The sequence below is a fragment of the Halobacillus salinarum genome (assembly GCF_022919095.1).
GTDB classification, from domain to species: Bacteria; Bacillota; Bacilli; order Bacillales; family Halobacillaceae; genus Halobacillus_B; species Halobacillus_B salinarum.
In genome coordinates this window covers 2,746,061-2,772,678 of the sequence record NZ_CP095073.1, presented here as the reverse complement: position 1 = coordinate 2,772,678, position 26,618 = coordinate 2,746,061, and the positions used below count along the sequence as shown (strand labels likewise).

The following is a 26,618-nucleotide window of genomic DNA, read 5'->3' as shown; positions in this document are numbered from 1 at the left end:
GATATAAAATTCAGGAGATGATTGGCGGCGGGGAATGGCCAATGTCTATTTGGCCCATGACATTATTCTCGACCGGGAAGTGGCCATTAAAGTTCTTCGACTGGAATATGGAAATGACGAGGAATTTATTGCTCGCTTCCATCGCGAGGCTCAATCAGCTACCAGCCTTGCCCACCCTAACATCGTGAATATATACGATGTAGGGGAAGAGGATGATATTTATTATATGGTCATGGAATATGTGGATGGGATGACTCTGAAGCAATACATTCAGCAGCATAGTCCGATAGATGTCGGCGAGGCGCTTGACATTATAAGACAAATCACATCTGCTATTTCCCATGCGCATGACAATAATATCGTTCATCGTGATATAAAACCACAAAATATTCTGATCGACCATTATGGCCATGTCAAAGTGACAGACTTTGGAATTGCTATGGCTTTAAGTGCTACAGCTCTTACTCAGACGAACTCTGTACTGGGGTCTGTCCATTATCTTTCTCCCGAGCAGGCAAGAGGCGGGATGGCCACTAAAAAATCTGATATTTATTCGCTTGGAATTGTATTATTCGAGCTTTTGACAGGGAGACTTCCTTTTTCAGGGGAATCACCAGTTTCGATTGCCTTGAAGCATTTGCAGCACGATACCCCTTCTTTGAAAAGATGGATTTCTGATCTGCCTCAAAGTGTAGAAAATATCGTCTTAAAAGCAACCGCCAAGGATCCGTTTCATCGTTATGGTTCGGTTATGGAAATGGAAGAGGATTTAGAAACGGCTCTCGATTATGATCGTGTCAATGAACCGGTTTTCTCCATTCCAAATGAAGAGGATGAAGAAAAGACAAAAGCCATACCAGTCATTACAGAAGAAGCGTTTAGCAACCAGCAGGAAGAAGATACGATCGTGCATACGGGCAGCTATGAAACAGTCAGTAAAAACGAAGAAACAGCTGAGGAGAAAGAGAAGCAGACGAAGGCTGATAAACCGAAGAAAAAAAGAAAAAAATGGCCATGGATAGTGGCTGTTATTTCGGTGTTCCTGCTTGCCGGCATTGCCGCCCTGTTTATGATTCCAGGTATTGTTCAGCCGGCCGATGTGAAAATGATTGACGTAAAAGGTATGGAATACGAAGAAGCTTACAGCAAGCTCAGCGAATTAAAATTAAAAGTAAAAAGGGAAACCATGTATTCCGATACCGTCGAGGATGGGTATGTCGTCAAGACAGATCCAGAGGCAGGAATGACTATTAAAGAAAACTCTGAAGTGACCGTTTATTCCAGCAGAGGAAAAGAAAAGGTTGAGTTTAAGGATTATACAGGTCAGGATTTCGAAAAAATTAATAAAGAGCTGGAGGATAAAGGCTATCAATCTGTTTTCCCGATCGAAGAGAATTCAGACCAGCCTGAAGGACAGATTATTGAACAAATTCAGCCTCAGCCTGGAGAGGAAGTCGTGCCTGAGGATACACGAGTCATTTTCAGGGTCAGTCTTGGGCCGCCTAAAGTTACTCTAAGGCCGCTTGAAGGGGAATCGGAACAGGAAGCTAAGACGTATTTAAACAATAACAATTTAAAGGCTGAAGTAACTGAACAGTATTCAGACGATGTTCCTAAAGGGATCGTAATTTCCCAGAGTCCTGAAGCCTCCAGTCAGCTGGAGCAGGGAGCCACTGTAAATCTCACTGTGTCCTTAGGTAAGAAAGAGGAGCCTCCTAGAACAGAAAAAGTAAAAGTAGACGTTCCGTACAAAAAAGAACAAAATGAGGATCCTAATCAGGACCAGCAGGACGATAAAAAAGATGAAAATCCAGAACAAAAAGTATTGATCTACGTGAACGATTTGGATCATGACATTTCAGAAGTTTTTAAAGAGGAAAGTATAACGAAAGATACGACGATTGAATTTGAAGTAAGAGTTGCTCCGGACTCGGAAGCTACTTATAAAGTACAAAGAGGTGATGAAGTCATTGAAGAAGGCAATGTACAATATTAGGTGGGTGGCCAGATGGCAGTAGGTAAGATTGTAAAAGCGCTGAGCGGATTCTATTATGTATTTCATGATGGTGAAGTCTATCAATGCCGGGGCAGGGGGAACTTCAGGAAGAAAAAAATCACCCCGCTTGTCGGGGATGTCGTGGAATTTAAAGCGGATAACACTGAAGAGGGATACATTCTCTCTATTCAGAATCGGAAAAATGAATTCGTTCGTCCTCCGATTGCTAATGTGGACCAGGCCTTAATCGTGACGTCAGCCATTCAGCCGCAGTTTAATTCGCTTCTGCTGGACCGGTTTCTAGTATTGGTGGAAGCAAAGCGAATTGAGCCGCTGATCGTCATTTCTAAAATGGATCAGCTGACTGATGCTGCAATTAGGGACATGCAGGCTTATAAAGAGCTTTACGAAAAAGCAGGGTATCCCGTAATCCTATCTTCCTTCAATGATATGCCGTCCATTGATCTGATTCAATCCCACTTAACAGGTAGAACGACAGTGATCGCAGGCCAATCCGGAGTAGGGAAATCCTCTTTATTAAATGCAATTGATCCGCGGCTCTCCATCGATACAAACGAAATTTCTGAAAGTCTGGGACGAGGAAAACATACAACCCGGCATGTGGAACTATATGAAATTTCCGGTGGACTTGTAGCAGATACTCCAGGGTTTAGTTCGCTTGATTTTGGAGAATTAGAAATGGACGAACTGCCTGAATGTTTTCCAGAGTTCGTGCAAGTTCAGCATTTATGTAAGTTTCGGGGATGCTTGCATCATAAAGAACCTCACTGCGCTGTAAAAAAAGCGGTAGAACAAGGAGAAATTGCTCGACGTAGATATGATCATTATCTCCAATTTTTAGAAGAAATACAGAACAGAAAGCCGAGGTATTAACAATGACTAAAATCGCTCCTTCTATACTAGCATCCAACTTTTCAGAACTGGCGAGAGAAATTCAAGACGTCGAAGCTGCGGGGGCAGATTATATTCACGTGGACGTTATGGATGGCCGCTTCGTACCCAACATTACAATCGGTCCATTAGTTGTGGAAGCGGTCCGGCCGGTGACTTCCCTTCCACTTGACGTTCATTTAATGATAGAAGAACCAGATCGGTATATTGAAAGCTTTGCTAAAGCAGGGGCTGATATTCTTACTGTCCATCAAGAGGCGTGCCCGCATCTGCACCGGACGCTTCAGCTCATTAAAAGCTATGATGTAAAGGCAGGGGTAGTCATAAATCCTGGGACTCCTGCGGAAATGCTTGAGCCTGTTCTTGGAGAAGTGGATTTAGTGCTGCTTATGACTGTCAACCCTGGTTTTGGAGGTCAGCAGTTTATCGAATCTGTAGTTCCTAAAATCCAAAAGCTTGCTGAGTGGCGAGAAGAACACCAGTACACCTTTGAAATCGAAGTAGATGGCGGGGTTAAAAAAGATACAGCAAAGATTTGTACGGAAGCAGGCGCTGATGTTCTTGTAGCCGGCAGTGCAATCTTTAATCAGGAAGACCGGAAACGGGCAATTGAAGAAATCAGAAATTCTAAATAAAATTAACTTGCCCAAAGGATGATTAATCCTTTGGGTTTCTTCTGGCAGAATCATTGAAGGAGTGGATTATGTGGCTGAAACCGTAGCTATTGTAGGGGAGGGCCGAAACACTTTATCCCAGCTTTAGCAGCTTACGACAGTGATGAAGTAGTATGGATTGGTGCAGATCAAGGTGCAGAAGTACTGGTGGAAAACGGAATGACACATTTTACTGCAATTGGTGATTTTGATTCTGTCAGCGAAGCTTCATTTAAAATCATCCAAGCAAATGCTCAGCAAACCTTGGTTTATCCAAATGAAAAAGATGAGACTGATTTAGAGTTAGCTGTAGAACAAGCCCTTATGTACAAACCGGAAAAAATTCTATTATTCGGGGTAACAGGTGGGAGAATGGATCATGCTCTTGCGAATGTACAGCTCTTATATCCTTTAATGAAAAAAGGCGTTCCAGCACGAATTATCGATGTACAAAATCAATTGGAATTAGTGGAGGCAGGTACGCATAAGCTTGAAGCAGATGAGGAATATCCATACGTGTCTTTTCTACCTGTGTCGTTAGAGGTTCACCAATTAACCTTAGAAGGCTTTTATTATCCTTTAACCGATGCGTATTTACCCTATGGCTCGACTTTATGCATTTCTAACCGTTTGATTGGAGATCCTGGTACTTTTTCTTTTTATTCAGGCATACTCTTAGTAATAAGAAGCAAAGACTTGAACTAATAGAAGACCAAGGGATGTTGGAAATAGCTTTTATATAGGAGGAGGGGGCTTTTTTGAAATTTTATACGATTAAACTCCCACGATTTCTCGGGGGCATTGTACGGGCCGTTATTGGTACGTTCAAAAAAGAATAGCACAAAAAAAGCACCCAGCAGCGGGTGCTTTTTTTGAATAAAGTTAGACGCGGGTAACTTTACCAGATTTTAAATCGCGAGCAGAAACATAAGCTTTCTGCGGCTTGCCATCCACGAGAATACGAACTTTTTGCAGGTTAGCTTTGAATTTACGTTTATTAGCGTTCATGGCGTGTGAACGGTGGTTTCCTGTTTTTGTACCTTTGCCGGATACAACACATCTGCGTGCCATATGAAAATCCCTCCTGTTACATACGAAAATCTTCAAATACTTTCTAAATGTATCATATCAGACATTTTAATGCAATATAACAATAGCAATTATATCAAGAATTTTCTCTTGACAGATATGTGGATTTGTTTCAAAGTATAGAAGTGGAAAGCGCTGTGTAATTGTACATTCCTCTTCGCTAGCAGGTGGAATTTGTGTGTTATAATTGATTCACGAAGATGAGGGAGTTTTAAAGGAGGATAACTATGTCCGTTGATTTAAATACCAAGCATGGCCATATTACAATTAGCAATGAGGTAATCTCATCCATTGCCGGAGGTGCTGCAGTAGAGTGCTACGGGATTGTGGGCATGGCATCGAAGAATCAGCTTCGTGATGGGCTGGCAGAAATGCTGCGTAAAGAAAATTTCTCTAAAGGTGTCCTTGTAAGACAGGACGATGAAAATTTACACATAGATATGTATATTATAGTAAGTTATGGAACGAAAATATCAGAAGTAGCACACAACGTACAATCTCAGGTAAAATATACGCTGAATAAAACGGTAGGGTTATCCGTAAGCTCTGTAAATATATATATTCAGGGCGTACGGGTTACCAGCGAGTAGGTACGCTAGTCAAAGGAGGCAGTATTCGTGACGTTACAAAGATTAGACGGCAAGACGTTTGCCGAAATGATCCTGCAAGGAGCAAGCCATTTAAAGCAGAACTCTCAGATGATTGATGCCTTAAATGTCTTTCCAGTTCCAGATGGGGATACAGGAACAAACATGAATTTATCGATGAACTCTGGAGCGGAAGAAGTTAAAAATGTGCAGGAAAACCATGCGGGTGTGGTAGCCCAGGCCTTGGCCAAAGGCCTTCTCATGGGTGCAAGAGGGAACTCGGGTGTCATCTTGTCCCAAATTTTCCGCGGGTTTTCAAAAGCCATTGAAGATAAAGAAACATTAACTACAATGGATTTTGCTGAAGCCATGCAGGGAGGAGTAACGACAGCCTATAAGGCGGTTATGAAACCTGTAGAAGGAACGATCTTGACTGTAGCTAAAGAAGCAGGAGAAGCTTCAAAGGACCTTGCCAGCAATGAGTCTGACTTTATTCCATTTATGGAAAGAGTCGTCAATGCTGCGAAAGAATCATTGAAACGTACGCCGGAACTGCTTCCTGTCTTAAAAGAGGTTGGGGTTGTCGACAGCGGTGGCCAAGGATTACTGACTATTTATGAAGGGCTCCTTGCCAACCTCAAAGGTGAAGACATGCCTGCTTATGACGAAACAGTAACAATGGATGATATGGTTAACGCCGAACACCATAAGCTTGCTCAGGATTTCATGGCGACAGAGGATATTACTTTCGGATACTGTACCGAATTTATGGTGAAATTTGAAGAAGACAAGCTGAAGCGAAATCCTTATGATGAAGAACGCTTTCGCAATCAATTAAGTGAAATTGGAGATTCATTATTGGTCGTATCAGACGAAGATTTAGTCAAAGTCCACATCCACGTGGAACAGCCAGGAGACGCTTTGAATCTTGGCCAGCAATTTGGCAGCTTCATTCATATAAAAATTGAAAACATGAGGGAACAGCATACTTCTATTGTTGGTGACCGAAAGCCGGCGAACGAACCGCCTGCCGAGAAAGCAGAGTATGGCATTGTTACAGTAGCTATGGGGGATGGCGTTAAGAAATTATTTGAAAGCCTAGGGGCAACCGTAGTAATTGAAGGCGGGCAAACGATGAACCCAAGCACTCAAGATCTCTCCCAAGCGATCGTGAAAGCTCATGCCAAGCGTGTCATTCTATTGCCGAATAATAAAAATATCGTCATGGCTGCTGAACAAGCGGCAGATATGTCTGAAGATGAAGTCATCGTCATTCCTACAAAAACGATTCCCCAAGGAATGAGTGCATTATTAGGGTTCAATCCGGAAGCTGAGCTGGAAACGAACAAACAAGAGATGAGCGGATTGATGAGTGTTGTTAAAACCGGCCAGATTACTTATGCTGTGCGTGATACTCAAATCGAAGGGCTGACTATAGAAAAGGGGCACTTCATGGGAATCGCCGAAGGGAAAATTTCATCTACCGATAAAGATAAGCTCACTGCTGCAAAATCATTACTAAAGCAAATGGTAGATGAAGAAGAAGATGAAATTCTTACTGTTATTTATGGGGAAGATGTGAAAGCCAGTGAAGTGGAAGAGCTGGAGACATTCCTTGAAGATCAGTTTGAGGATTTAGAAATTGAAGTTCATCAAGGCGGCCAGCCCATCTACTCTTATATCTTTGCGGTAGAATAGTGCTTCACGTCTCAATCGAATCGAGAATCCGCCTAACCTTTCATTATTTATACCTTTTATCAGCCTGCAGGGAATCCTGCAGGCTTTTTTTACTCTCTCATCGAATAAATTAGACCCGTCTCACTCCCTTTTTTTAGTGGAATTTTCCTTGTTTGAAACTCTTTGTTGATCTTTATGAAGGAACAATTTTTCTATATATACAGCACGTTCCATTTTTTCGATTGCTCCGCAGTACGCTTCATAAATATTTACAGCTTTTTCTTCAGTTGGTGGAGCGAAGAATTTCAGCACCTTTTCATCGTCAAACCAATCTCCTCGCTCCGCTTTTTCCTGAATCGTGTCTTTCCAAGCAGAAGAAAGTGTCGGACTGAATATGAGAGGAGCATTTTCTTTTAAGGAGCAGGCGCTGATTCGAGTACCGTGAAGTGAGCCGCTTCTACTTTTGGCAGTCGCACTAAATAATTGCGGCCAGTAATCTGAGCGTGAACCAGTATGAAGGTGATCGCCTGCCCATGCTGTAATTCGACTAAGTTTTGAAGGGGTACTGAAAATCATAGCGTAAAGCTTTTTTCCAAATTCAATCCGTTCTTCAAGCGATGCGAAATGATGGAGTACAGCACCGGAAAGTTTAGTTTCCTTTTTATCTTCGCTGTAGTAAGGAATTAATAGGTGATTAAGGTTAAGGATGTCTTGAAGCTTAAACATCATCGTGTTCAATACGGAAATCTGGTATGATTTGTGGGCGATTACACGCTTTTCAATGTACATTTGCTCATTAATGATAAGTGAATAAGATAGTAAATTCTCGTCCTTTTCTTCCCAAAAGTATGTCCACATCGCTTTCATGAATGAGGAAATTTGGAGATGCGGCAGCAAATGAAATAAACTCCTCCCACTCTCCAAGCTTTTCTCATAAAGCAACAGCTGCGGGTATGCATCCTGAAAGATGAGCCAGTTGCCTCGTTCTAAAAAACAGAAAAAGTTGTGCTGCTCCTTTTCAGGCAATAGCAGTGAAAGAAATTCCCCTTTTAAATCAGTCATATTCCACCCCCCGTTTCTAGATACCAGGTGGGCGAGCAGTGCCCACTTTATTTCGGGATGGTTAAGGTAGTATTCATAATAGGCTTTCGTTCTAGTAAGGTTGTTACGATTATTTTTTTCCGTTAAGCTGCGAATTTCTTTCAATATTGCTGTTTCTTTTTCATTGCACGAAATTTTACTGCCTTTACTGGATTGGCTGCTCAAAGCACGCGATAAGTCTTGTAAGTATGGCTGCTTTCTATTCATAATAAACCTCCGTTGGGTGAATGCCTTTCTCAATCAGTGAATATGTATAGATACTGAATCCTTAATCGAGAGGTTGATCTTCATTGCAGAAAGCAGTCCAGCTGGAAATAGAGCGGCTCATCAATCTTTTGAAGGCAGAACAAACCAGTGACGGGTCCTGGAATTACGCTTTTGATACAGGTGTAATCACTGACGCCTATATGATTATATTATTGCGTTCTTTATCAATTAATAATGAGGAAAAATTAATCATCGAGTTAACTGAACGAATTATGAGCAAGCAAGAACAAAATGGAGCTTGGAAGCTTTACTACGATGAAGAACAAGGTAATTTGTCAAGAACAATCGAAGCTTATTATGGCCTTCTTTATTCTGGCTACTATGATAAAGATGATGAATGCATGCAAAAAGCACAGACTTTTATTCTCGCACGCGGCGGGCTTGAAAAAGCAGGAATGTTCACCAAAATCATGCTCTGCCTGACCGGACAGCTGCCTTGGCCAGTATTTTTCCCAGTGCCGATTGAAGTTATGCTGCTTCCTGCTTATTTTCCTGTACATTTATTTGATATTTCCGTATTTGGAAGAGCTAACATTGTTCCTATTCTTCTTCTTGGGAATCGCAAGCATGTGTTTACAACAAAGGATACTCCTGAGTTGTCCCATTTGAAAACACAGAAAAGAGAGCAGGAAGTTTTTGTGCATCCTCAATTAGACGAATGGCAAGAGTATTTTTCCTCTCTCATACAAGCAAGAGGAGAGGAACTGCGTTTTTTTGAAGGACTGGAGCAGCAGGCGATTAACGATGCAGAACAATATATGCTCCGTCGAATTGAGCCAGATGGTACCTTGCTAAGCTATTTTAGTTCCACATTTTTAATGATTTTCGCCTTGCTTTCCATCGGTTATTCCGAGAATGATCCTCTCATTGAGCGGGCTCTCGATGGATTAAAATCTATGAAGTGTAAAATAAACGGCTGCAGTCATGTTCAATATACTACAGCAGATGTCTGGAATACTTCTTTAATAAGCTATGCATTACAAGAGGCTGGGGCTGCCCCGGCTGATGAAACCATTCGAAAAGCAAATGCTTACTTATTATCGCGTCAGAATGTGAAGTATGGGGACTGGGCAATCCATAATCCACATCAACTCCCTGGGGGCTTTGGTTTTTCAAATATTAATACCATTAATCCAGATGTAGATGACAGCACGGCTAGTTTGAGATCTCTTGCCCACGAAGTTTTCCAAGAACCTGGTACTTACTCGCGCTGGCAGCTTGGGTCCTCATGGGTTCTTTCCATGCAAAATGATGATGGAGGATGGCCCTCCTTTGAAAAAGGAATAAATAAGCCCTATCTTTCTCTGCTGCCGATCGAAAAAGCAGCATTTATATTTGAGGATCCTTCCAGTGCTGATTTAACTGGAAGAACATTAGAGTTCTTAGGCAATTACACAAATCTTTCAAAACAGCATCCAAGTGTAAAGAAAGCTCATAAGTGGCTGAAATCCAATCAAGAAGCCAATGGCTCATGGTATGGCCGCTGGGGCATCTGCTACATCTACGGTACGTGGGCAGCTGTTACAGGGTTGGCTGCAACTGGCGCCGCCCCTGGAGGAAAGCTGCTAAAAAAAGCAGTCAGCTGGCTGGAAGAGATCCAGAGAATAGATGGGGGATGGGGAGAGTCGTGTGAAAGCGATCAGAAAAAGAAGTATGTTCCTTTACAGGCCAGTACTCTTACTCATACCGCATGGGCGGTAGATGCGCTTATCTCAGTTTCAGAGACACCGACGAAAGCGATTGAAAAGGGGATTCAATTTTTAGTGAAGCATGGAAAATCTCAAAAATGGACGGAGGATTATCCAAAAGGACAGGGAATGGGCGGGACTTTTTATATTCATTACCATAGCTACCGATTCATTTGGCCGCTGCTGACACTCAGCCACTACACGCGGAAATATAGCTGAGGATAAATACAAAGGAAGAGCTTAATTTCTTCCTTTGTATTTTCTGAATGTTCAGGGGACATGCAGCATATATACGTAAGTAAAGAGGATGGGGGTTAAAAAAAGTGGATCTCATAATGGCTGTGCTGGAAGGATTAGGAGTAATTTTTTTGTTTATCGTTCTTGTCATGGTTAAGACGGTTTATGACTCCAAAAAGCGGAAGTAATTGTCAGTCGTTTATATATACATAAAACCCCTGGGGGAGTCCCAGGGGTTTTTTTAATGACCGAGCGAACGCATGATAAATTCAACGAGAAAAACCATGGCAATACAAACAACCGGTACCGATAATTCTTTTTGTTTCCCGATCGCAAACTTAACAAGCGGGTATGCAATAAATCCAAATGCCATCCCATCTGCAATGGAATACGTAAAGGGAATCATTACAATGATTAAGAACGCAGGCATTGCTTCAGCCAAATTGACGAGCGGGATGTGCTTAATGTTTTGGACCATCAGAGCCCCGACAATAATTAATATCGGGCTAATTGCTGTTGAAGGCACCATCGTAATCCAAGGAATGATGAATAACGTTCCTAGAAAAAGCAGTGCCGTAACCAATGCTGCCCTTCCAGACTTTGCGCCGGAGGCGATTGATGCCGCGCTTTCAGCAGAAGAAACAGTGGGTGAAGTACCTAAAAAGCCGCAGAACAACGCTGAAAATGCCGTGGCTTGATAGGATTTTTTGAACTTTTCCTCCTGATTGAGCATGCCCAGTTGTCCATGAATTAACCCCATGTTCTCAAAAATAAGCACAATGGCTAATGGAAATACTGCCATCCAAAAACGGAAGTCTCCGATTTCGTTGAAAGATGGAAGCATGATCCAATGCTGGTCGCTTAGTTCAAGGGATGAACCTTGAGGGTTTAAAACCCCTGTAAATTTTGCGATCAGAGTTCCGATGAGCATGCTGATGAGAAAATTACCCGGCACGTTCCTGACAAATAACAATATGGCAATAAAAAGTGTGATCAGACTGGTAATCACCAGGGCCGAAGAAGGATTCCCCAATTGAATTAAAGAATGTTCTCCTTTGACGACGAGCCCGCCTTTTTCTAAGCCAATCAGTGTAAGGAACAAGCCTAACCCAACAGTAATGGCATGCTTTAACGATTCAGGAATTGCATGTTTCAACCATTCACCAAGCTTAGTGAATGCAGTCAGGAGAAAAATAGCTGATGCTGCTGTTACAACTCCGAGTCCCTCCTGAAAACTGAAACCTCCGCTTTCGACAATCGAATAGGCGAATAAAGCATTAATCCCCATGCCAGGGATGAGAATCATCGGTGCTTTCGCATATAGAGCCATGATCAAACAGCCAACCGCGCTGGCAAGAATTGTGGCTGTCATACCGCTTTGCAAAGGCAATCCGGCACTTTCAAGAATTTGACTATTAACTGCAACGATGTAGACCGTCGTAAAATAACCAATCATGCCTGCCACAATTTCATTTTTCCAGCTGGACTGGCCGGAATGCTGATTGAGCATAAGAAACTCCTCTATGAAATTATCCCTCTCCCACCCGGTTACCGAGTAACCCACAAAATATTATTTTACCTCGGTTATTTAAAAGAAGCAATATTAACAACATCTTTTCATTACTTTCTTAGAAAATATGATAAGATAGTATTGGCATGAAACTGGATTAGAAAGCGTTTTCTCGTTAAAATAGATAGTGAGAATAAAGGATGGTGGAAGTTATGAAATATCGATCAGTTTTTGATATTATCGGTCCAGTCATGATTGGACCTTCAAGTTCACATACAGCCGGAGCTGCAAGAATCGGGCGTGCAGCGAGGCATTTATTTGGCCGGGAGCCAAACTATGCCCACATTCACCTCTATGGTTCCTTTGCGAAGACATACAAAGGCCACGGAACAGACGTAGCGATTGTAGGAGGTCTGCTGGACTACGATACGGATGATCCCCGAATTAGTGAGGCATTGAAAAAAGCGAGAGCGGGAGGCATGAAAGTCCGTTTTCACGAAGAGGATGCTCATACAGACCATCCGAATACAGCGCGGATAAAAATTGGGGACGACGATGGGGAACTCGAATTAGTCGGCATTTCAATCGGCGGCGGGAAAGCAGAAATCACTGAGCTGAATGGCTTTGAGCTCAGACTTTCGGGCAGTCATCCAGCTATACTGCTCATTCATAACGATCGTTTTGGGGCCATAGCTTCATCTACAGCCATTTTGGCCAAGCATCAAATTAATATCGGCCGGATGGAGATGTCAAGGAAGGCTGAAGGAGAACAAGCTCTGATGGTCATCGAAGTCGATCAGAATGTCGGTGACTCGCTGCTAAGTGAATTGGAACGGGCGGATCATATTATTCAAGTGGCAAAGATCTCTGATTAACCTTTGAAAGGAGAAAGTCTATGTTTAGAAATGTAGCTGAATTAGTTGAATTAGCTGAAACTGAAGGCATACAAATATCCGAAGTCATGATTCGGCAGGAAATGAAAGTGAAAGAACTAACAAGAGATGAAGTTGTCGGTCAAATGGAAAAAAATCTGGATGTTATGGAAAAGGCGATTGAAGATGGTCTTAAAGGTGTGAAATCCCACAGCGGCTTGACAGGAGGAGATGCGGTCCTCATTCAAAATTACATGAAAAACCATACTCCTCTTTCTGGACAGCTGCTTATGGATGCAGTGAGCAAAGCGGTAGCCACCAATGAAGTGAACGCAGCCATGGGAACCATTTGTGCGACACCGACAGCAGGAAGTGCAGGTTGCGTCCCGGGCACTCTATTCGCGGTTAAAAACCAATTAAATCCAACGAGAGAGCAAATGGTTCGTTACTTGTTTACCTCTGGGGCATTTGGGTTTGTTGTCGCCAATAATGCATCGATTTCCGGTGCAGCCGGCGGCTGTCAAGCAGAAGTCGGCTCGGCTGCTGGAATGGCAGCAGCAGCTATAGTAGAAATGGCAGGTGGTACGCCTTCGCAGTCTGCAGAAGCCATGGCCATTACTTTGAAAAATATGCTAGGCTTAATTTGTGATCCTGTAGCAGGGTTAGTGGAAGTTCCATGTGTAAAAAGAAATGCTATGGGTGCCTCCAACGCTGTAGTCGCAGCGGATATGGCACTGGCCGGCGTGAAGAGCAGAATCCCTTGTGATGAAGTAATCGATGCCATGTATAAAGTAGGGCAGAGAATGCCGTCTGCTTTTCGTGAAACTGCTCAAGGAGGGCTTGCTGCTACTCCTACAGGCAGAGAGCTGGAAGCAAAAGTATATGGAATATCCTTAAAAAGAGAGTGAGTGAAAAATTGTGCTGCGTCAGCCGATTAATGAAGTGAAAGGGGTAGGAGAGAAGGTTGCGGCTCATTTAAACGAGCTCGGTCTTTTTACCGTAGAGGATTTGCTTTTTTACTTCCCTTTTCGTTATGACTCATACGAAGTAAAGCCGCTGACAGAGCTTGCCCACAATGAAAAAGCTACGATTGAAGGGAAGGTGGTTTCTGAGCCTTCCCTTAGCTATTTTGGCAGAAGAAAATCTCGGCTTACGATGACTTTGCAAGTGGAACAATTTGCTGTCAAAGCTGTGATGTTTAATCGAGCTTTTGCTAAAAAGCAAATTCAACAGGGCGATACCATTACCGTTACCGGTAAATGGGATCAGCAGCGCCTGCAAATTACAGTGAGTCAGTATAAAAAAGGGGAATCAAAATCGCAGGAGCCTATCCAGCCCGTCTATTCTTTAAAAGAGAATCTTACCTTAAATACGCTAAGGAAAGTGATCAAGACAGCTCTTGATGATTATTCGCATGAAGTTCAGGAAATTCTTCCTGAGGATATAAAAAACTCCTATAAATTACCGGATCGTGCCGGTGCTTTACATCAGATGCATTACCCACAGTCAAGAATTCTTTTAAAACATGCAAAAAGACGATTTATTTATGAAGAATTTCTCCTCTTTCAGCTAAAAATGCAGCTGTTAAGAAAGAGTCATCGGGAGTCTACCAAAGGAAATGCCCAGCGGTATAACAATGATGAACTGACTTCTTTTGTGCAGTCCCTGCCTTACGAGCTTACGAACGCTCAAAAAAAGTCTCTGGCTGAAATTTTAAAAGATATGAAGAGTTCTTACAGGATGAATCGACTCCTTCAAGGGGATGTAGGTTCAGGGAAAACAGCAGTTGCGGCGATCGCCCTGTACGCTTCCTTGACCTCAGGGAAACAGGGGGCGCTGATGGTGCCGACTGAGATTCTTGCCGAACAGCATTTCCATTCTTTACAGGAAATGTTCCACAGCCGGGCGAATGTAGTGCTGCTTACCGGTTCTGTTAAAGGCAGGCGGAGAAAAGAAATTCTTGAAAGGATCAATAAAAAAGAAGCGGATATCATTGTCGGTACACATGCTCTGATCCAGGAGGAAGTAGTCTTTAATGATTTAGGCATGGTTATCGTTGATGAACAACACCGCTTCGGAGTTCAGCAGCGTAGAACCCTTAGAGATAAAGGTCTCCACCCGGACGTCTTATTTATGACCGCCACCCCAATTCCAAGAACTCTGGCAATTACTGCCTTTGGTGATATGGATGTTTCTGTCATTGATGAAATGCCAGCAGGAAGAAAGCCGGTAGAGACCTATTGGGTAAAAGGAGAAATGACCAACCGGGTGCTGTCCTTTATTCATAAAGAAGTAGCGGACGGACATCAGGCCTACGTTATTTGTCCTTTAATTGAAGAATCAGACAAACTTGATATTCAAAATGCTGTGGATATCTATACCCAATTGAGTGCTGTTTTTGAACCAGACAGTTCCGTAGGACTTATGCATGGCCGGCTTAGTAACGAAGAAAAGGAAGAAGTGATGAAGCGTTTCTCTGAAAATGAGTTGCAAATTCTCGTATCTACGACAGTTGTAGAAGTTGGAGTAAATGTCCCTAACGCGACTGTGATGGTGATTTATGACGCCGAACGTTTTGGATTATCCCAGCTTCACCAGCTCAGGGGGCGAGTCGGAAGAGGAGACAGGCAGAGCTACTGTATTCTGCTCGCAGATCCAAAAGGGGATGTAGGTAAAGAACGTATGAGAATCATGACAGAGACTAATGACGGGTTTGAGCTTTCAGAACAAGATTTAAAGCTCAGAGGTCCCGGAGACTTTTTTGGCAGAAAGCAAAGCGGACTTCCTGATTTTAAAGTAGGTGATATGGTCCATGATTACAGAGCTCTTGAAACAGCCAGACAGGACGCACTAGATATCATTGAAGGGGAGAAGTGGCTTCATGACCCTTCCTACAGTGAAATAAAAGCTTTGCTGGAAGAGGACGAGCACTTGAAAGGCGAAGTTCTGGATTAACAGGTAAAAGTCACCTCTTGTCCTGCATATCTTTTAAAATAGGAAACCTTAAAACGCATGCGGAAGGTTTCCTATTTTAACTAGGGAGGATAAGAAGATGATACAGCCGAAAGCACTGCGCCGAGGAGACGCTGTAGGTGTAATAGCACCGGCGAGTTCTCCTGATCAAAGGAAGTTAACCCGCGGGATTCAGTTTCTTCAATCACTGGGGTTAAAGGTTTATCTTGGACGAACTGTAACCGAAAAGCAAGGTTATTTAGCAGGTTCTGATCAAGTCAGGCTAGGCGATTTACACGAAATGTTTCTGAATCCTTATATTCGAGCTGTATTTTGCGCTAGAGGCGGATACGGAACCGCTAGGATAGCTGAAGGCATCGATTATGATTTAATAAAGTGCCATCCAAAGATTTTCTGGGGTTACAGCGATATTACTTATTTACATATGGCAATTCAAAAGTTTACGGGTCTCGTTACGTTTCATGGACCGATGATAGTCTCGGATTTTAATTCAGCGGCCCGTTTTTCTTTTTTGCAGCTTTTTCAGCCTCTTGGTCTTGCTTACAATGATAGGATTTCTCCACTCCAGGTCATAGCGGAAGGAAAAAGAGCGGGAAGTCTGACAGGCGGAAATTTAACCGTTTTAACTGATACGATTGGCACGCCTTTTGAAATCGAAACAATAGGAAAAATACTTGTCATTGAAGATGTGAATGAACCTGTTTACAGAATTGATGCCATGCTGCAGCAGCTAAAGTCCTCCGGTAAGTTTAATGGTATTCAAGGAGTCGTCATAGGAGATTTTACGATGGATAAGGATCAAGAAGCGTATAGTAAGGAGCTTGATTATTTTTTTCGCTGCTTTTTTCAATCGGCCCCCTTTCCTGTGCTAAGCGGATTCAAGTTTGGTCATGGAAGAAGGAATTATGGATTAGCATTTGGGGTAAATGCCTGTATAGATACCGCAGGTAAATTATTAACAGCTGAGCCAGGCATTCAATTATAAGCAGAGCGAGGGGCAAGTCTTGCGTAAACGGTTCAGCTATTATATATTACTATTAGTACCTAGTCATAAGGTTGAAGTTACTTGGAAGGGTACAGGCGGTGGAAATGAATGAAAAAATCAAAACAATTACGTCAGGAGGAGCTCAAACAGACGATTGAGCGCACTCCTTTTATTACAGATGAAGACTTAGCGAAACAATTTGGAGTAAGCATTCAAACGATAAGACTTGACCGGATGGAGTTATCCATTCCTGAGCTTCGGGAACGAATAAAATCTGTCGCAACACAAGAGTGGAAGGAAACTGTTAAGGCACTCCCTATAGAAGAAGTAATCGGGGAGGTTATTGACCTGGAATTGGACGAGAGAGCGCTTTCAATTTTTGACGTCAGACAGGAACATGTATTTTCCAGAAACAATATTGCCCGCGGCCATCATTTATTTGCCCAAGCCAACTCCTTAGCTGTAGCGGTAATAAACGATGAGCTTGCGCTCACTGCCCGTTCGGACATTGCTTTTAGAAGGCAGGTTAAATTAGGGGAACGAGTAGTTGCGAAAGCCACGGTTCAGGGTGAGGACGAAAAAGGCCGGACAATCGTTTCTGTTCACAGCTATGTGGAGAACGAAGAAGTGTTTTCGGGTTTGTTTGAGATGTTTCGCTCAAATCAACACAAGGAGCTTGATAACCATGAAACTAGCCATTGACGCAATGGGCGGAGACCACGCACCAGAAGCCATTGTGAAAGGAGCGGTAGAGGCAGTTCATGCCAACCCGGCTTTAGAGATAACTTTAGTTGGAGATGAGGAAAAGATCCGCCCTCATTTAAATGAGGAATCCAATATATCAATTTTACATACCACTGAAGTTATTACTTCAGAAGATGAGCCTGTGCGGGCAGTCAGAAGAAAGAAAAATGCATCCATGGTACTAATGGCCAAGGAAGTAAGCGAGGGTCGTGCCGAAGCTTGTATTTCAGCTGGAAATACGGGAGCTCTCATGAGTGCTGGTTTGTTCATTGTAGGCAGAATGGAAGGCGTGGAGCGGCCCGCCTTGAGTCCAACCCTTCCTACTCAGGATGGAAGCGGGTTTTTAATGCTTGATGTCGGGGCTAATGTGGATGCAAAGGCAGAGCATCTGCTGCAATATGCGATCATCGGATCCATTTACTCTGAAAATGTCCGGGGCGTTAAAACTCCGCGCGTAGGGCTGCTGAATGTAGGAACGGAAGAAGGCAAAGGCAGCGATCTTACAAAAAAAGCTTTTCAGCGGATGAAAGAAGCACCAATCCATTTTATCGGCAATGTGGAGGCTAGAGACTTGCTTGATGGAGCAGCTGATGTAGTCATTACGGACGGGTTTACAGGAAATATCGCTTTAAAAACAATAGAAGGCACGGCACTTACGATGTTTTCTATGATGAAAAAAACCTTTATGTCCAACATGAAAACAAAAATCGCTGCAGGTCTAGTAAAAAGTGATTTAAAGGGATTACAAAAGCAGCTGGATTATTCGGAGTATGGAGGAGCTGGCTTGTTTGGATTAGCGGCGCCAGTAATTAAAGCCCATGGTTCATCCAATGCGAGAGCCGTATACAGTGCAATCCGCCAGGCAGAGCAAATGGTCGAACAAAATGTCACTAGGACGATAGCAAAAACACTTAAAGAATTGCGGTTGAAGGAGGAGGAGCAAAAATGAAGCAATTAGCTTTTATTTTTCCAGGGCAAGGTTCTCAGGAAGTAGGAATGGGCAAAGATATGTACGACCAGTATGATAAGGTGAGAGAATTGTTTGACGAGGCTGACGAAGCGCTCGGTTACCCTTTGACAAAACTGATGTTTGAAGGTCCTTCAGATGAACTGACTAAAACAGAAAATGCCCAGCCTGCATTATTGTTAAACAGTGCTGCCATCGCATTAGTATTGAAAGAAGCAGGAATAGAACCAGTGATGACCGCAGGGCATAGTCTGGGTGAATACAGTGCGCTAGTTTCTGCGGGAGCGCTTACTCCAATAGAAGCGGTGAAGCTTGTCCATATCCGCGGGAAGCTGATGGAGGAAGCTTACCCTACTGGTAAAGGGGCGATGGCTGCTGTCCTGGGGCTGTCTAAGGAAGACATCGAAGCTGCTATAGCCGAATTGCATTCAGACGAAGTGGTGGATCTTGCAAACATTAACTGCCCCGGTCAAATTGTCATTTCCGGAACAAGGGAAGGAGTGGAAGAAGCCTCTTCTTACCTTAAAGAAAACGGGGCAAAACGTGTGCTCCCCCTAAATGTAAGCGGTCCGTTTCACTCGAAGCTGATGGAACCAGCAAGCGAAGATTTTTCCCGTTATTTAAACGAAACGACCGTAACGAAAGCGGATATTCCTGTTTATGCGAACGTCACGGCTCAGCCTGTTCAGGAGCCTGAAAAAATTGAAAAACTCCTTGTTGAACAGCTGTACTCTCCAGTGCGGTTCCAGGAAATATTAGAGAGCTTCACGACTCAAGAATTAGATGCTATCGTTGAAGTGGGCCATGGAAAAGTATTGAGTGGTTTAGTAAAAAAAGTGAACAGAAGAACGAAGACTTTTGCGATACAAAACCCGGAATCTGTCAGCGAACTGATTACGTGGTATAAGGAGGAGTCTTAATGCTGAATGAACAAGTAGCTTTAGTCACAGGTGCATCAAGAGGAATAGGCAGAGCCATCGCACTAGAGCTTGCTGCTAAAGGCGCAAAAGTGGCGGTCAATTATGCTGGCAGCGAAGCAAAAGCGGAGGAAGTCGTAAACCTGATTAAAGAGCAGGGTGGAGAGGCCATTAAAATTCAAGCCAACGTAGCAGACAGCGATGATGTGACGAATATGATTAAAACGGTTGTCAGTGAATTTGGACGGCTTGACATCCTCGTTAATAATGCAGGGATAACGAAAGATAATCTGCTGATGAGAATGAAAGAAGAAGAATTCGATGATGTAATTGATATAAATCTTAAAGGGGTCTTCCTTTGTACGAAAGCTGTGACCAGGCAGATGATGAAGCAGAAATACGGGCGCATCATTAATATTGCCTCGATTGTAGGGGTTTCAGGTAATCCGGGGCAGGCAAATTATGTAGCCGCGAAAGCAGGAGTCATCGGCTTGACGAAATCATCTGCAAAAGAACTAGCCACACGTAATATCCTAGTAAATGCTGTTGCTCCAGGTTATATTTCCACAGATATGACAGATGCACTTACCGAGGAGCAGCGTGAACAGATGCTTGCTTTAATTCCGTTAAAGCGTCTCGGCAGCGGGAAAGATGTCAGCCGTGTAGTTCGTTTCCTCGCTTCAGAGGATGCTTCCTACATGACAGGACAGACTCTTCATGTGGACGGCGGAATGGTGATGTGAAAATAATCTGGTTTTCCGCCGGGAAATTTACTATAATGACTGAAGGGAGGTGAAGTTCCAATGGCAGAAACATTTGACCGTGTAAAACAAATCATTGTCGACCGTCTTGATGTAGACGAATCAAAAGTAAAAATGGAAGCTTCCTTCAAAGAAGATCTAGAAGCAGACTCTCTTGATGTTGTAGAATTAGTAATGGAGCTTGAAGATGAGTTTGATATGGAAATCTCCGATGAAGAAGCTGAAAAGATTAATACAGTTGGCGATGCTGTGAATTACATAAGCAGCCAGAGCTAAACTTTGAATAGCTGCCTGCTTTTTGTAGGCAGCCTTTCTGTATGATTCTATTGTAAAGGATAAGGTGAACTATGGACGATTTTTCCAGTTTGCAAAAAAAAATAGATATTTCCTTTAATGAACTATCGTTACTGGAACAAGCTTTTACCCATTCATCCTATGTGAATGAGCATCGAAAAAAGGACCGGGAAGATAATGAACGGCTTGAGTTTTTAGGGGACGCTGTACTTGAGCTTGGAGTATCCCAATATTTATATCGTGAATTCCCTGATATGGCTGAAGGAGAGCTAACTAAATTTCGTGCCTCCATCGTTTGTGAAGTGTCTCTCGTGAAATTTGCCAATGAGCTGAATTTTCAAGATTATATTCTGCTTGGCAAAGGAGAGGAAATGACGGGAGGAAGAAGCCGGCCGGCGCTTCTTGCTGATGTGTTTGAAGCATTCATTGGGGCTCTTTATCTTGATCAGGGTTTTGACCAAGTCATTCTTTTCCTGGAGAAGTATGTCTATCCTAAAATTAAAAAAGGTGCTTTTTCTCATGCGATGGATTTTAAGAGTCAGCTTCAAGAATTTATCCAACGGGACAACCACAGTAAGATTGAATATGAAATCGTAGAAGAAAGAGGACCTGCCCACAGCCGTGAATTTATTGCTCATGTAAGAATTAAAGAAGAGACAGCGGGGATTGGGATTGGCCGAACAAAAAAAGAAGCCGAACAAAAAGCTGCTCAACAAGCACTACTTAACCATAATGCGTACCAATAAAAAGCCCGCAGGGAACGAAGGGTTCCTTACGGGCTTTCATTTTTATTATTTACGGTATTGACCAAGCTCTTGAACAAAAGCCTGGATCTCTGATACACTCAGCTGACCTTTCATTTGAATGACATCATGGAGGGACTTGATTTCATCGTATTTACTGAGGTCATAGTCTTCCGGGTCCATAATGGAACGATTGACGACTTGGAGTTTGTCTGCCATATCATTAATCAGTACCTCTAAATTATCCGTAGTTGCTTCTTCTAAACTCACTCTTTTTTCCTCCTTCACTAACTTCAACTCTTTTTAGTAGTTTCTATGATAAATTAATTAGATCGTTTTTAAAACCCTTATTAATAGTGTAAGCCCTTTCATTTAGTGCGCTGTAGAGAAGGATCCTACCGCAACCGTTAAGTTTATGATAAAATAACTAAGTTGAACACTGAAAGATTGCTAATTATACAGGAGGATGAATATGTTCCTCAAACGTTTAGATACCAAAGGTTTTAAGTCGTTTGCTGAACGGGTTACCGTAGATTTTGTAAATGGCGTAACCTCTGTCGTTGGACCGAATGGCAGTGGGAAGAGTAATATTACGGATGCCATTCGCTGGGTGCTCGGAGAACAATCGGCAAAGTCACTGAGAGGGTCAAAAATGGAAGATATTATTTTTGCCGGCAGTGACTCGAGAAAACCGTTAAACATGGCAGAAGTAACTTTAACTTTAAACAATAAAGACCAGACACTTCCCCTTGATTATGAGGAAGTCAGTGTCACCCGCAGAGTATATCGGTCGGGTGAAAGTGAATTTTATATAAACAATCAAACGTGCCGGTTAAAAGATATTGTCGACTTGTTTATGGATTCCGGGCTTGGGAAGGAAGCTTTCTCGATCATAAGCCAGGGGAAAGTTGAAGAAATTTTAAGTTCAAAGGCCGAAGAGAGAAGGTCGATTTTTGAAGAAGCTGCCGGAGTCCTTAAATATAAACAGCGAAAGAGAAAAGCGGAACAGAAGCTCGGGGAAACGCAGGAGAATTTAAACCGGGTGGAAGATATCGTCTATGAAATTGAAGGACAGCTGGAACCGCTGAAACTACAGGCTTCGGTTGCAAAAGATTATCTGGAAAAAAAGGAAGAATTGAAGAAAATAGAAGTCTCTCTTTTAATTACACAGATTGAATCACTGCACAGTGATTGGCAAAAGCTGCTTGATGAACTGAAAGAAATTAAGCAGCAGGAAGAAGAGCTTAACAACTCGATTGAATCAGGTCAGGAAAAAATTGAACGACAGCGTGACCAGATGCAGGCGCTGGATGAATCCATTGAAGATCTGCAGGAGACCTTGCTTGTTCTTACGAAAGATTTAGAGAATCTTGAAGGTAAAAAAGAGCTGATGAAGGAAAGACACAAGCATTATTCGGAAAACAAGACAAAAATTGAAGGCGAATACAAAGAGCTTTCGATAAAGCTTGAGGAACTGAAGGTAACTCTTCAAAAAGAAAATTCAGAGCTTACAGAGGCCAGAAATCAAGGAAGGCAGCTTAAGAAGGAACTAAAGGAAACGAATGAAACATTAAGCCAGGGCGCACAGAATATCGAAGACCAAATCGAAGAATTAAAAAGTGAATACATTGATCTCCTGAATGATCAGGCTGCTAAAAAGAATGAAAAACAGCTCTTAAGCCAGCAGCAGGAGCAGCTTTCTACAAAACAGGACAGACAGCAGGATAAGTTTAAAGATTTACGGCTGGAAAGAGAAAAAACAGAAAAGAAACTCACTTCCGTACAAACAGCCTGTACGGAAAAAGAGCAAGAACGCACGGGTTTACAAAGACGCCATGCAGAGCTCAGCCAATCCTATGAGAAGAACGAAGCCGCCTATCAAGAATGGCAGCAGAAGCTTTATCAAGGCTATCAATATATGGAAAAACTCAGGTCGAAAAAAGAAATGCTGGAAGATATGAAAGAGGATTTTTCAGGATATTTTCAAGGTGTGCGCGAAGTGTTAAAAGCACGCGAAGCTGGAAAGTTATCAGGAATCGAGGGTGCTGTCATAGAAGTAATGGAGGTACCTTCCCATTTGATTACGGCTATTGAAACAGCTCTGGGTGCCCAAGCCCAGCATGTGATTGTTACCGATGAACGTTCTGGCCGTGCTGCTATTCATTGGCTGAAACAGACGAACAAGGGAAGAGCTACCTTTCTGCCTCTTTCATCAATCCATCCCCGCTCACTGCACGGACAGGCAGCTGGGTCTTTGGAGAATCTTGAAGGAGTAGTGGGTGTCGCGGGTGATCTCGTTTCTTATCAAGAGAAGCACAAAAAAGCGATTCAGCATTTACTTGGGCACATCGTCATTGCTGAAACATTGGAACAGGCAAATGCCATAGCCCGGCAGTTAAACAGAAAATACAGGGTTGTTACTTTGGAAGGCGACGTTGTAAATCCAGGAGGTTCCATGTCCGGCGGAGCCCAGAAAAAATCCGGCCAGTCCTTGTTTACGAGAGACAAGGAACTCCAGGAGCTGACTCAAAAAATTTCGACGTATGAGCAGAAAACAGCAGAAGTTGAGAAAAAGGTCCAGCACTTAAAAACATCTGTTCAGAAAGAGAAGCAGGAAGCGGAAAGGCTCAAGGTCCAATTGGAAGAAGCTCAAAATGAAGAGTATGAAATCCAATCCCAAAAGAGAGAATTGGAATTGAAAGTGCAGCATTTAAACGACCAGCTTCAATTATTCGATCAGGATCAACTGCAGTTTCGTGAAGATCACCAGTATACGAATGAAAAACTTGATAGTTTGGAAGCTGCACTATCGGAGCTCAATCACCAGCTTGAAACAATCCAACAGGAGATTGAGTCGTTAACGGAAAGAAAACAAAAGCAAAAATTAGACGAGGATCATTTGCAGGGGCGAGTTCAGGAACTAAAGGTGCTGATCGCTGAACAAGATTCCTTTATTAATAACCAGCAGGAAAAAGTGGAGCGTTACCGAGTTTCTTATCAAGAGACAGAAGCCCAGCTCGTACAAAATAAAGATTCTTATCAACAACTAGTTGAGATTGTAGAATCCAATCAAACGGAAGAAGAGATTGGGGAACAAATTGAGCAGACAAAACAGAGAAAACAAGCCACTTCCCAGCTGATTCAGGAACGAAGAAAAGAGCGCAATGAATATGGAGTGAACGTTCAGGAGGCAGAACGTCTGCTGAAAGAAACGAAGCGTAGACATGGAAATTTTGTCCAGGAAATCCAGCAGAAAGAAGTTAAGGAAGGTCGAATGGACGTCGAATTGGAAAATCTGCTCACTTACCTGCAGGAAGAATATGTGATGACTTTTGAAAAAGCTAAACAAAACTTTCCGAGAGTAGAAGATATCCGTCAAGCTGAAACAGACGTAAAGCTCATAAAGCGATCCATCGATGAACTTGGCACCGTAAACTTAGGTGCGATTGAAGAATATGACCGCATCCTCGAACGTTATGAATTCCTTACAGGACAGCAGGAGGATTTACTTGAAGCTAAGCGAACGCTGCATTCAATTATTAATGAAATGGACGGCGAAATGCAGCGCCGTTTTGAAGATACGTTTACAAAGATCAAAGCAGAATTCGGGAGTGTTTTTCAGAGTTTATTCGGCGGCGGAAAAGCAGACCTGGTGTTGACAAGCCCCGAAGATCTATTGGAAACCGGGGTAGATATTGTTGCCCAGCCGCCAGGTAAGAAACTTCAAAATCTCAGCCTGCTATCTGGTGGAGAGCGTGCACTGACAGCCATTGCCTTGTTGTTTTCTATTTTAAGAGTCCGTCCGGTACCTTTTTGTGTGCTGGATGAAGTTGAGGCTGCTTTAGATGAAGCCAATGTAGACCGGTTTGCTAAGTTTCTAAAAGAATTTAGTTCCAAAACGCAGTTTATCGTTATTACCCATAGGAAAGGCACGATGGAAGAATCAGATGTGCTTTACGGGGTTACGATGCAGGAATCCGGAGTGTCTAAGCTGGTTTCCGTCAAATTAGAAGAAACTACAGAACTATTGGAAGTGTAGAAAGGATGAGGTCATGAGCTTCTTTAAAAAACTAAAAGAAAAATTTATAGGAGAAGAAACGGAGCAAGAGAAAGAGCAGGAAGAAGCAGAGCAAACAGCAAATGAAGATCCGACAGGTGACGAAGAACCTCAACAACATGAACTGCGCATGGAAGAGTTACAGGGTGAATCAGAAGTAGAAGAGGAGCCTGAGCTTGAAGAGCAGGAAGAAACACAGGAAGAAATAGAAGAACCTAACGAGGAATCTGTCGCTTCAAAGTTTAAGAGAGGTCTTGCTAAAACGAGAGATTCCTTCTCGAGTAAAATCAATGATCTCGTCGCCAGGTACCGTACAGTGGATGAGGATTTTTTCGAAGAACTCGAAGAAGTACTTATTTCCGCAGATGTCGGCGTGAGTGCGGTTATGGAGATGATAGATGAACTACAAATGGAAGTGAAACGACGTAACATCAAAGATACACAACGTGTTAAAGAAGTCATCTCTGAAAAGCTTGTCGAAATGTACTATGGTGATGACACAGAGAATGAGCTCGAAGGCCTTAGAGAAAGCTCCGAAGGGCTGACGATTTATTTATTTGTCGGGGTGAACGGAGTAGGGAAAACTACTACAATTGGAAAGCTTGCCCATAAGCTGAAGAATGAAGGAAAACGTGTCGTCTTAGCGGCGGGTGACACATTTAGAGCAGGGGCTATCGAACAATTGGAAATCTGGGGGACCGTGTCGATGTTCCTGTTGTAAAACATGGAGCTGGCGGAGATCCGGCTGCTGTCATTTTTGATGCGATTAAATCAGCTAAATCTAAGGATGCAGATGTATTAATTTGTGACACAGCGGGCAGGTTGCAAAACAAGGTAAACCTGATGAATGAACTTTCTAAAGTTAAACGGGTAATTGAACGGGAAGTCCCTGACGCTCCTCATGAAGTGCTGTTGACTCTGGATGCTACGACCGGGCAGAACGCGATGAGTCAGGCAAAAACATTTTCCGAAGCGACGGATGTTTCAGGCATAGTCTTAACTAAGCTTGATGGCACAGCTAAAGGCGGAATTGTGCTGGCTATTCGTAAAGATTTGGAAATTCCGGTCAAACTCGTTGGACTCGGAGAAAAATTAACAGATTTAGAAACCTTTGATGCTCATGCGTTTGTTTATGGATTGTTTGCTGACATGATTGAGGAGTATGAGGAAGAGGAGAATGAAGGGGTATAGCTTGACACGAAACTGCCGCCTCCGTTACTATTTTAATATGTAAAGGTATTTCACTTAACAAGGAGTGCTTTTCATGCTTGAAAAAACAACCCGGATTAATTTTTTATTTGATTTTTATCAATCGCTGCTCACTCCAAAGCAAAGGAATTATATGGAGCTCTATTACCTTGAGGATTACTCGCTTGGTGAAATATCTGAAACCTTTGACGTCTCAAGGCAGGCCGTTTATGATAACATTCGACGTACAGAACATATGCTTGAGGAGTATGAGGAAAAATTACACTTATATGAGAAGTTTGAACAGCGCCAAAGCTTGATCCAGTTCATGCTTGACGCAGTAGATACAGATAATAAAGAACTCGTTCACTCTTTGAAGCAACTACAAGAATTGGAATAG

General features: G+C 42.8%; 24 protein-coding genes and 1 pseudogene. 21 read left to right on the top strand and 4 right to left on the bottom strand.

Going from position 1 to position 26,618, the window contains the following annotated elements:
* The first annotated feature begins 34 nt into the window (after positions 1-34).
* From pknB to spoVM, 5 genes are all read left to right on the top strand, one after another.
* Complete coding sequence (pknB, locus tag MUN89_RS14245) at positions 35-1,996, top strand: Stk1 family PASTA domain-containing Ser/Thr kinase (protein WP_318036083.1); 1,962 nt, start codon at positions 35-37, stop codon at positions 1,994-1,996.
* A gap of 12 nt (positions 1,997-2,008) precedes the next feature.
* A complete protein-coding gene (rsgA, locus tag MUN89_RS14240; RefSeq protein WP_244708461.1) occupies positions 2,009-2,890 on the top strand; it encodes a ribosome small subunit-dependent GTPase A in 882 nt (293 codons plus the stop codon).
* Between the two features lie 2 nt (positions 2,891-2,892).
* Positions 2,893-3,543: a ribulose-phosphate 3-epimerase gene (gene rpe, locus MUN89_RS14235; protein ID WP_244708460.1), complete on the top strand. Its 651-nt coding sequence runs from the start codon at positions 2,893-2,895 to the stop codon at positions 3,541-3,543.
* A 198-nt stretch (positions 3,544-3,741) separates the two neighbouring features.
* A complete protein-coding gene (locus MUN89_RS14230) occupies positions 3,742-4,266 on the top strand; it encodes a thiamine diphosphokinase (RefSeq protein WP_244708459.1) in 525 nt (174 codons plus the stop codon).
* A gap of 53 nt (positions 4,267-4,319) precedes the next feature.
* The gene (spoVM, locus tag MUN89_RS14225) at positions 4,320-4,400 is read left to right on the top strand and encodes a stage V sporulation protein SpoVM (RefSeq protein WP_244713812.1); all 81 of its coding nucleotides are present in this window, start codon (positions 4,320-4,322) and stop codon (positions 4,398-4,400) included.
* A gap of 43 nt (positions 4,401-4,443) precedes the next feature.
* Here the strand turns inward: spoVM and rpmB are convergent, their stop codons facing one another.
* Positions 4,444-4,632 carry a 50S ribosomal protein L28 gene (gene rpmB / locus MUN89_RS14220; RefSeq protein WP_244708458.1) on the bottom strand — a complete coding sequence of 63 codons (189 nt, stop codon included), beginning with the start codon at positions 4,630-4,632 and terminating at the stop codon, positions 4,444-4,446.
* Positions 4,633-4,877: 245 nt separating this feature from the next.
* Between rpmB and MUN89_RS14215 the strand changes: the two genes are divergently transcribed.
* Together MUN89_RS14215 and MUN89_RS14210 are read left to right on the top strand one after the other, a co-directional pair.
* Positions 4,878-5,240 carry an Asp23/Gls24 family envelope stress response protein gene (locus tag MUN89_RS14215; protein ID WP_244708457.1) on the top strand — a complete coding sequence of 121 codons (363 nt, stop codon included), beginning with the start codon at positions 4,878-4,880 and terminating at the stop codon, positions 5,238-5,240.
* Positions 5,241-5,267: 27 nt separating this feature from the next.
* The gene (locus tag MUN89_RS14210; protein ID WP_244708456.1) at positions 5,268-6,935 is read left to right on the top strand and encodes a DAK2 domain-containing protein; all 1,668 of its coding nucleotides are present in this window, start codon (positions 5,268-5,270) and stop codon (positions 6,933-6,935) included.
* Positions 6,936-7,055: 120 nt separating this feature from the next.
* On the opposite strand, the gene MUN89_RS14205 is transcribed toward MUN89_RS14210, so the two are convergent.
* Entirely contained in the window at positions 7,056-8,222 is a 1,167-nt protein-coding gene (locus MUN89_RS14205) for a DUF2515 family protein (RefSeq protein ID WP_244708455.1), read from the bottom strand.
* 83 nt (positions 8,223-8,305) lie between these two features.
* On the opposite strand from MUN89_RS14205, the gene MUN89_RS14200 reads away from it, so the two are divergent.
* Positions 8,306-10,189 carry a terpene cyclase/mutase family protein gene (locus MUN89_RS14200; RefSeq protein WP_244708454.1) on the top strand — a complete coding sequence of 628 codons (1,884 nt, stop codon included), beginning with the start codon at positions 8,306-8,308 and terminating at the stop codon, positions 10,187-10,189.
* Positions 10,190-10,448: 259 nt separating this feature from the next.
* Here MUN89_RS14200 and MUN89_RS14195 read toward each other — a convergent pair whose 3' ends face one another.
* Positions 10,449-11,717, bottom strand: coding sequence for an NCS2 family permease (locus MUN89_RS14195; RefSeq protein ID WP_244708453.1), 1,269 nt, complete (start codon positions 11,715-11,717; stop codon positions 10,449-10,451).
* A gap of 212 nt (positions 11,718-11,929) precedes the next feature.
* Between MUN89_RS14195 and sdaAB the strand changes: the two genes are divergently transcribed.
* The 10 genes from sdaAB (at position 11,930) to rnc (ending at position 20,976) form a co-directional block, all read left to right on the top strand.
* The gene (sdaAB, locus tag MUN89_RS14190; protein ID WP_244708452.1) at positions 11,930-12,592 is read left to right on the top strand and encodes an L-serine ammonia-lyase, iron-sulfur-dependent subunit beta; all 663 of its coding nucleotides are present in this window, start codon (positions 11,930-11,932) and stop codon (positions 12,590-12,592) included.
* Between the two features lie 20 nt (positions 12,593-12,612).
* The gene (gene sdaAA / locus MUN89_RS14185) at positions 12,613-13,497 is read left to right on the top strand and encodes an L-serine ammonia-lyase, iron-sulfur-dependent, subunit alpha (RefSeq protein ID WP_244708451.1); all 885 of its coding nucleotides are present in this window, start codon (positions 12,613-12,615) and stop codon (positions 13,495-13,497) included.
* Positions 13,498-13,507: 10 nt separating this feature from the next.
* Positions 13,508-15,544 carry an ATP-dependent DNA helicase RecG gene (recG, locus tag MUN89_RS14180; protein ID WP_244708450.1) on the top strand — a complete coding sequence of 679 codons (2,037 nt, stop codon included), beginning with the start codon at positions 13,508-13,510 and terminating at the stop codon, positions 15,542-15,544.
* Positions 15,545-15,641: 97 nt separating this feature from the next.
* Complete coding sequence (locus MUN89_RS14175; protein ID WP_244708449.1) at positions 15,642-16,547, top strand: S66 peptidase family protein; 906 nt, start codon at positions 15,642-15,644, stop codon at positions 16,545-16,547.
* A 108-nt stretch (positions 16,548-16,655) separates the two neighbouring features.
* Positions 16,656-17,249 carry a transcription factor FapR gene (fapR, locus tag MUN89_RS14170; protein ID WP_244708448.1) on the top strand — a complete coding sequence of 198 codons (594 nt, stop codon included), beginning with the start codon at positions 16,656-16,658 and terminating at the stop codon, positions 17,247-17,249.
* Complete coding sequence (gene plsX / locus MUN89_RS14165) at positions 17,233-18,240, top strand: phosphate acyltransferase PlsX (protein WP_244708447.1); 1,008 nt, start codon at positions 17,233-17,235, stop codon at positions 18,238-18,240. Before fapR ends, plsX begins: the two co-directional genes overlap by 17 nt.
* Entirely contained in the window at positions 18,237-19,178 is a 942-nt protein-coding gene (fabD, locus tag MUN89_RS14160; protein ID WP_244708446.1) for an ACP S-malonyltransferase, read from the top strand. The genes plsX and fabD overlap by 4 nt, the downstream gene beginning before the upstream one ends.
* On the top strand, positions 19,178-19,918 hold the full coding sequence (fabG, locus tag MUN89_RS14155) for a 3-oxoacyl-[acyl-carrier-protein] reductase (protein WP_244708445.1): 741 nt from the start codon (positions 19,178-19,180) through the stop codon (positions 19,916-19,918). Before fabD ends, fabG begins: the two co-directional genes overlap by 1 nt.
* A gap of 60 nt (positions 19,919-19,978) precedes the next feature.
* The gene (gene acpP / locus MUN89_RS14150) at positions 19,979-20,212 is read left to right on the top strand and encodes an acyl carrier protein (protein WP_244708444.1); all 234 of its coding nucleotides are present in this window, start codon (positions 19,979-19,981) and stop codon (positions 20,210-20,212) included.
* A gap of 71 nt (positions 20,213-20,283) precedes the next feature.
* Positions 20,284-20,976: a ribonuclease III gene (gene rnc, locus MUN89_RS14145; RefSeq protein ID WP_244708443.1), complete on the top strand. Its 693-nt coding sequence runs from the start codon at positions 20,284-20,286 to the stop codon at positions 20,974-20,976.
* Positions 20,977-21,021: 45 nt separating this feature from the next.
* On the opposite strand, the gene MUN89_RS14140 is transcribed toward rnc, so the two are convergent.
* On the bottom strand, positions 21,022-21,243 hold the full coding sequence (locus tag MUN89_RS14140; RefSeq protein ID WP_244708442.1) for a DUF1128 domain-containing protein: 222 nt from the start codon (positions 21,241-21,243) through the stop codon (positions 21,022-21,024).
* Positions 21,244-21,445: 202 nt separating this feature from the next.
* Between MUN89_RS14140 and smc the strand changes: the two genes are divergently transcribed.
* The 3 genes and pseudogenes from smc (at position 21,446) to MUN89_RS14125 (ending at position 26,618) form a co-directional block, all read left to right on the top strand.
* The gene (gene smc, locus MUN89_RS14135) at positions 21,446-25,012 is read left to right on the top strand and encodes a chromosome segregation protein SMC (RefSeq protein WP_244708441.1); all 3,567 of its coding nucleotides are present in this window, start codon (positions 21,446-21,448) and stop codon (positions 25,010-25,012) included.
* Between the two features lie 13 nt (positions 25,013-25,025).
* Positions 25,026-26,221, top strand: a pseudogene (gene ftsY / locus MUN89_RS14130) (signal recognition particle-docking protein FtsY).
* 73 nt (positions 26,222-26,294) lie between these two features.
* On the top strand, positions 26,295-26,618 hold the full coding sequence (locus MUN89_RS14125) for a putative DNA-binding protein (protein WP_244708440.1): 324 nt from the start codon (positions 26,295-26,297) through the stop codon (positions 26,616-26,618).

Bases quoted from the DNA above. Each gene is read 5' to 3' on its own strand.
- pknB (WP_318036083.1), top strand. From the start codon at position 35: ATGGCCAATGTCTATTTGGCCCATGACATTATTCTCGACCGGGAAGTG.
- rsgA (WP_244708461.1), top strand. From the start codon at position 2,009: ATGGCAGTAGGTAAGATTGTAAAAGCGCTGAGCGGATTCTATTATGTA.
- rpe (WP_244708460.1), top strand. From the start codon at position 2,893: ATGACTAAAATCGCTCCTTCTATACTAGCATCCAACTTTTCAGAACTG.
- MUN89_RS14230 (WP_244708459.1), top strand. From the start codon at position 3,742: ATGACACATTTTACTGCAATTGGTGATTTTGATTCTGTCAGCGAAGCT.
- rpmB (WP_244708458.1), bottom strand. From the start codon at position 4,632: ATGGCACGCAGATGTGTTGTATCCGGCAAAGGTACAAAAACAGGAAAC.
- MUN89_RS14215 (WP_244708457.1), top strand. From the start codon at position 4,878: ATGTCCGTTGATTTAAATACCAAGCATGGCCATATTACAATTAGCAAT.
- MUN89_RS14205 (WP_244708455.1), bottom strand. From the start codon at position 8,222: ATGAATAGAAAGCAGCCATACTTACAAGACTTATCGCGTGCTTTGAGC.
- MUN89_RS14195 (WP_244708453.1), bottom strand. From the start codon at position 11,717: ATGCTCAATCAGCATTCCGGCCAGTCCAGCTGGAAAAATGAAATTGTG.
- sdaAB (WP_244708452.1), top strand. From the start codon at position 11,930: ATGAAATATCGATCAGTTTTTGATATTATCGGTCCAGTCATGATTGGA.
- sdaAA (WP_244708451.1), top strand. From the start codon at position 12,613: ATGTTTAGAAATGTAGCTGAATTAGTTGAATTAGCTGAAACTGAAGGC.
- MUN89_RS14175 (WP_244708449.1), top strand. From the start codon at position 15,642: ATGATACAGCCGAAAGCACTGCGCCGAGGAGACGCTGTAGGTGTAATA.
- fapR (WP_244708448.1), top strand. From the start codon at position 16,656: ATGAAAAAATCAAAACAATTACGTCAGGAGGAGCTCAAACAGACGATT.
- plsX (WP_244708447.1), top strand. From the start codon at position 17,233: ATGAAACTAGCCATTGACGCAATGGGCGGAGACCACGCACCAGAAGCC.
- fabD (WP_244708446.1), top strand. From the start codon at position 18,237: ATGAAGCAATTAGCTTTTATTTTTCCAGGGCAAGGTTCTCAGGAAGTA.
- fabG (WP_244708445.1), top strand. From the start codon at position 19,178: ATGCTGAATGAACAAGTAGCTTTAGTCACAGGTGCATCAAGAGGAATA.
- acpP (WP_244708444.1), top strand. From the start codon at position 19,979: ATGGCAGAAACATTTGACCGTGTAAAACAAATCATTGTCGACCGTCTT.
- rnc (WP_244708443.1), top strand. From the start codon at position 20,284: ATGGACGATTTTTCCAGTTTGCAAAAAAAAATAGATATTTCCTTTAAT.
- smc (WP_244708441.1), top strand. From the start codon at position 21,446: ATGTTCCTCAAACGTTTAGATACCAAAGGTTTTAAGTCGTTTGCTGAA.
- MUN89_RS14125 (WP_244708440.1), top strand. From the start codon at position 26,295: ATGCTTGAAAAAACAACCCGGATTAATTTTTTATTTGATTTTTATCAA.